Below are 5,185 nucleotides of genomic sequence, written 5' to 3'. Positions count from 1 at the left end.
AACGGTTTTTATCTTCGGTCTCTTCCAGCTTGAAGTCTGTAACCAGCTTTTGTGCTTCCTCAAGAGAGTGCTCCAGGACATAATCATCAATACCAACCATCTTCTCTCCCGCCTGGGGAAGCTGAATAACATGAACCTTCGCCTCTTTCCGCCTGAGATGCTCGCCGATGTGCTCCAGGGCTTTTCTGACCATCTCCTTGGTGACGATATCGGAGTCGAAGGCGAGATAAACCGTACGGCCTTTGAGGGCGATATAGTCCCAGTCCGTGAGAAAGGTGATGCCGCCGAACTGGTTCTTGCCCTTAAAGCCCCAGACGCCGGTGACGGAGATAGCGCACGCCCCTTTAGAGGCAAGGGCATCGGCCTTCTTGGAGCCCTCGGTAATCCAGAGCGGTATCTTTGGATCTCCCAGCATCTTCTGGCATCTTGGCGGGCAGTCCAGCCGGTTGCTACCACCGGCAGGCGATTCGTATTTCACCGGCCTGCCCCGGGTATCGAGGCGCGGGCCGTCAGGGCGGTACTGGTAGCCCGCTTCCTTGCCGTCGACTCCCCACAGGGGGATGAGAATACCGGGCGTGCGCCGCTGTGTCCTGGTGAAACCCAGCTTCTCGAGCTCAGACTTCCCCAGCAGGCTGCGGTAGCCTCTCTCCTTGATCACGTCAGCACCGAGGCCGCTTCCCTCCTGCAGATGGCGGAGGTGGTCGGTCATGAGCTCCGGTATGGTTTCTGAAAAGACGGATTCAGCCATAGCGTTCCTTATCTCGGGATGTACTCAGCCTGTCAGGCCTGGTCGGCGTGGCGTTCCAGCGTCTTCAGGAAATGCTCGAGAGATTCAGCGGTAATCTGGTCCGGCGGCTCAACAAAGTCGAAGTCGCTTAAACGGACGTCCAGCCGGTAGTTTCTGCGGAACCAGTCGGCAATTTGAGAGTCCCGTATGTCCAGGCGCCATACCCTGCTTTTCACTCTGTCCCACAGCTCGATTAGAGCTTTATCCACGCGATTGAGAGTCCTTACGGGTTCTGCGGGCTTGAAAATCTCCTCGGAGAACAGGTCGTCAGGAACTTCGCTGTCCGGCGGCGGTAGGAGCAGCACCTGCCCCGGCGGTACCCGGGCATACTTCTGGATTTCGGCAAGCGAGCCGGTAGCCGTCAGACTCAGCACACGCACTGTCTTCTTCCTGCCTTCCGGCTGGACCTCCTGTTCGACCAGCTTGAGAGTCAAAGGAAGCATGGACAGCCGACCGCAGGTGCCCCGGATAAGCTCAAGGCTGGAATTGATGTTGACGATGGAATAGAAAGAGGTGGTATCCATCTGGTAGACCCCGAAGCCGGGGCAGTCGGGTAACAGGAACTGAAGGTTCATTACCCGGCGGCAATAGCTTTTCTGATAACAGGGACACCTGTCGGGATTGCACGGCATCTCCAGCATCTTGGTGATTATTTTCTCTTTTGAGCTTCTTTCCCGCCCGATTGTTTCCACCCTGGCCAGCGCCGTCTCGCCGTCCCCGCGACAGATGAGACTCCCGCTTTCCGAGTAACACCGAAAGTACTGGCTGGCCCACTGGGTCTCATCTTCGGTAGGGAACATGATGCGGAGCTTCTTTGGCTTCTCGCCGAAGACTTTCTTCACCTCATCGGGACAGACGAAATGGTCTGTCGGGGAAGGGTAGGGTATCCCGTCATCCGTCTCCCTCTTTATCCCCAGCCTTATCTTCCCCAAGCGGGGGAGCCTCACAACCTCGCTCACACCTTTGATTGGCATCGCAAACCTCCTCTTCGTTTTCTCTTGACACTGCCATATCTCTCAAATGCGCCCGGACAATCATCCGCGCCAGTATACGCAAGCCGTTCCTGAAATCTTCCCGATCAGCCTCGGTCGCCATTGTTGTTCTCCTCGATGATAAACAGGTCGTCGAAGGTGTAATCCCTGAAGAAATCAAGCAGTCGCTGGCGCATGAAGGCGGAAGCCGGTCTCTTGCCGGTGACGATTTCGGAGAGGTAGCTTCTCGATATGTTCAGTTTCTCCGCCAGCCTCTTCTGGGAGAGATTGCGCCGGGTGATGGCGATTTCAAAGGCATCCCTCTTTAGATTTACCTTGAGCATGTATTGACTCCAGCACACATTTCGTTTACAATAGTGTAGAACATGGTTTGAAAAAATGTCAAGCGTTATTTGTCTCTAAAGTCTTGCACTTTGTATCAATAGGGTATTGATATTATTCGCAAAGTGTGTTATGATCTCGGAAAGAGGTGATGATCCTATGGAAGAAGTTTTTGGCAGCTACCTGAAAAGGCTGAGGAATGAGCATGGTCTCTCGCTCAGGGACGTTGAGGCAAAGGCCGGGATTTCAAGTTCCTACCTGGCTCAGATCGAGCACGGCCGGCGACGGCCGCCCGGGCTGGACATTCTGAAGCGGCTTGCCCCTGTCTACGACGTGCCGGTGAGAGACCTGATAAAGGCCGCGGGCTACCTTGATGAAGCCGAAAGCGGCCTCAGTGAGGAAGAGGAGGTGGAGCTGGCCTTCCGCTACGTCATGAGCGACCGGCGGTACAAGTCAGGCGCCCGCGTCAAGGGTGAGCTTACTACCGATGTGAAGCGCTTTATCGTGGAAATGTACGAGAAGGCGACGAAGAAAAAACTTTTACCGGGAGGATAACTCGATGAAGAGCTTCAGCGATCTCGAGGTATTCTGTGACCATGTTATCCGGAATCTGGGTACACCGGACGAAGTCACTGAAGATCAGCTGGCGGAAGAGTTCCGGACAGTCTACTTAAGGTGCCTACCCCTTAACCTGGGGACGCTGAAGGCGGTGGCTGCCAGTTGCGGTATCAAGGTCAACGGCTTGGAGAAGATGCCCGATAACATGCGCGGCTACCATGAAATTTACGGCGAAGACAGAAACATCTATTTCAGAAAGGGAGACTCGCTGAGCGGCACCGAGAATACCATTCTCCACGAGATAAGGGAGATGATGGAAACGCTTTTCGCCGAGGTCCACCCGGACTATATGCCGCTGAGAACCAGAGCCCGCCATATTGCCGCCAACAAGTTTGCCTCAGCGGTCTTGCTGCCCGAAGAAAGCTTCAAGGGCAAAGTTTACCAGACCGGACTGGATGTTATTGCTCTGGCTAAGAACTATTCAAAAAGCTGCTCGCAGGTGCTTCTTCGAATGGGAGAAGTTCTGCAGGGGGAGCTATTTTTCTACGGGGCATTGTATGAGCCTGAAGTTGGCAACAAAGAATGGAAGGTGAAATATTGGACGGAGAGTCATAACGATGACAACCTGGAAGCCAATTTCCACGACTTCGATGGTTTCTTTCCCAGGAAAGGAAGGGCTGTCATACCCGGCTCCCTGGTGGATATGGCGATAAACAACAAGAAAGCCCATCTGGTCCGGCGGATTACCATCTTTGAGGATGAGACGGACGAAGGATTGACTGCAATTGCCGGGCCGCTGATAGACCCGAACTCCGGTGCCATCAAGGTGGTTCTGGTTGTGCTGCTGGCACAGGACGGGCATCTATTAGGCCAACAAATTGAAAGAGAGAAGCCGGTTATGGTGGAAGACTTTCACCAGCGTCTATAGTTGGGAGGAAAATGAAAATGGATAGTGAAACAAGAAAGACAGCGCTTTATGCCCGGGTTTCGTCTGACAAGCAGGATACTGACCTGTCGATTTCCGCTCAGCTAAGGGCGATCAGGGAGTATGCCGTGAAAAACGGCTACTCGATAGTCAGGGAGTTTATTGATGAAGCGGAAAGCGGGCGCACGGCATCAAGACCCGCATTCAAGGAGATGATCGCCCTGGCGCGAACCAAGAATCCCCCTTTCAGCGCCATCCTGGTATGGAAACTCAACCGCTTTGCTCGGAGCCGCGCCGATTCCGTCACTTATAAAACCCTGCTCAGGAACAAGGGAATCGAGGTCATCTCCATCAATGAGCCGATGGACGACAGCCCCTCCGGCCGGCTGCTGGAAGGGGTAATCGAGTCAATCGATGAGTTCTACAGCGCCAACCTCGGCCAGGACATCAAGAGGGGTATGCGCGAAAACGCTTCCCGTGGCTTCTATAACGGAAGCAGACCGCCATACGGATACCATCGAGTAACGGTAAAAGACGGCGATAGAATGAGAAATAAGCTGGAGCCTGACCCGGAGGACTCGGTTACCTTACAGACAGTCAAAAGAATCTTTGATATGGCATCGCGGGATATCGGCTGTAAAGAGATCGCCAAGACTCTGAACCATGAGGGCCTGCGTACCACTGCCGGCCAGCGGTGGGGGCGGACTACAATCTACAAGATCCTGTCCAATGAAGCCTATACAGGTACCTTGGTGTGGGGAGGAAGACAGGGCTATCCCGCGGTGCGCAGCGGCGAACCACCGGTAAGAGTAGCCAATGCCTGGCCGGCGATTATTGACGTGCAGACTTTCAAGTTTGTCCAGAGTAAAATGGCCTCCAAGCGGCCCCAGGTTACTCATCCGAGAACCGTACCCAGTTTCTACCTTCTCAGTGGAATGATGTTCTGCCGTTGCGGCGCCGCTATGACCGGCCACAGCGCTAAATCCAAGAGACACTTCTATTATCTATGCTCCAGAGGATTTAAGCAGGGTAAAGAAGCCTGCGACGCCAGGATGCTTCCCAAAGAGAAGCTGGAACGGCAGGTCATAGAAGAGCTGCGCTCTCGAGTTCTGAGCGACGAGCACATGGAAGAGCTGGTAATGATTACAAATGAGGAAATGAGGTCTGCGGCGAGTGGATTCAAGGAAAGCCTTGACGTCATTGATGCTGAACTCAGGGATGTGAGAGCAAGACTTGCTCGTCTCTATGACGCCCTGGAAACGGGGAAGATTGACCTCGACGATGTATCATCAAGAATTAAGGAACTGAAGGCTCGGCAGGAGACACTGGAGAGGAATAGGACAAAGATAGAGACGGAAATCGCAGGTAAGGGGATTGAACTGTTGGATGTTGCGCTTATTCAGGAACGCGCCCGGGATCTGCGCAAACTGCTGGTAGAGTCTGACCTGACGGAAAGGAAAGCGTTTTTGCGTTCGTTCGTAAAGCGATTGGAAACTGATGGTAAATCTGTCACGGTGCGCTACAAGCTGCCCCTGGTGCAGGGTCCGAGCGGTTGGGATGATGTATCAGTTCTACCTATTGATAACCTTGGTGGAGCTGAGG

Annotated in this window: 6 protein-coding genes; 3 read left to right on the top strand and 3 right to left on the bottom strand. The window is 53.8% G+C overall.

From position 1 onward, the window contains the following. From Q8Q07_06025 to Q8Q07_06015, 3 genes are all read right to left on the bottom strand, one after another. On the bottom strand, positions 1–748 hold a 748-nt coding region (locus tag Q8Q07_06025), incomplete at its 3' end, for a DUF3854 domain-containing protein (GenBank protein ID MDP3879844.1). A gap of 32 nt (positions 749–780) precedes the next feature. Beyond that, the gene (locus tag Q8Q07_06020) at positions 781–1,761 is read right to left on the bottom strand and encodes a hypothetical protein (GenBank protein ID MDP3879843.1); all 981 of its coding nucleotides are present in this window, start codon (positions 1,759–1,761) and stop codon (positions 781–783) included. A gap of 104 nt (positions 1,762–1,865) precedes the next feature. After that, entirely contained in the window at positions 1,866–2,102 is a 237-nt protein-coding gene (locus tag Q8Q07_06015; protein ID MDP3879842.1) for a helix-turn-helix transcriptional regulator, read from the bottom strand. 157 nt (positions 2,103–2,259) lie between these two features. Here Q8Q07_06015 and Q8Q07_06010 point away from each other — a divergent pair, with 157 nt between their 5' ends. The 3 genes from Q8Q07_06010 to Q8Q07_06000 form a co-directional block, all read left to right on the top strand. Further along, positions 2,260–2,655 (top strand): helix-turn-helix domain-containing protein, encoded by a 396-nt coding sequence (locus Q8Q07_06010; protein ID MDP3879841.1) that lies wholly within the window; start codon positions 2,260–2,262, stop codon positions 2,653–2,655. Between the two features lie 4 nt (positions 2,656–2,659). Continuing rightward, positions 2,660–3,586 (top strand): hypothetical protein, encoded by a 927-nt coding sequence (locus Q8Q07_06005; GenBank protein ID MDP3879840.1) that lies wholly within the window; start codon positions 2,660–2,662, stop codon positions 3,584–3,586. Positions 3,587–3,603: 17 nt separating this feature from the next. After that, the coding region (locus Q8Q07_06000; protein MDP3879839.1) for a recombinase family protein at positions 3,604–5,185 on the top strand (1,582 nt) is incomplete at its 3' end.

Source organism: Dehalococcoidales bacterium, assembly GCA_030698765.1.
Classification (GTDB): Bacteria; Chloroflexota; Dehalococcoidia; order Dehalococcoidales; family UBA2162; genus JAUYMF01.
Note: the sequence above shows the minus strand (reverse complement) of the source record. Positions and strands in the feature narration are given on the sequence as shown.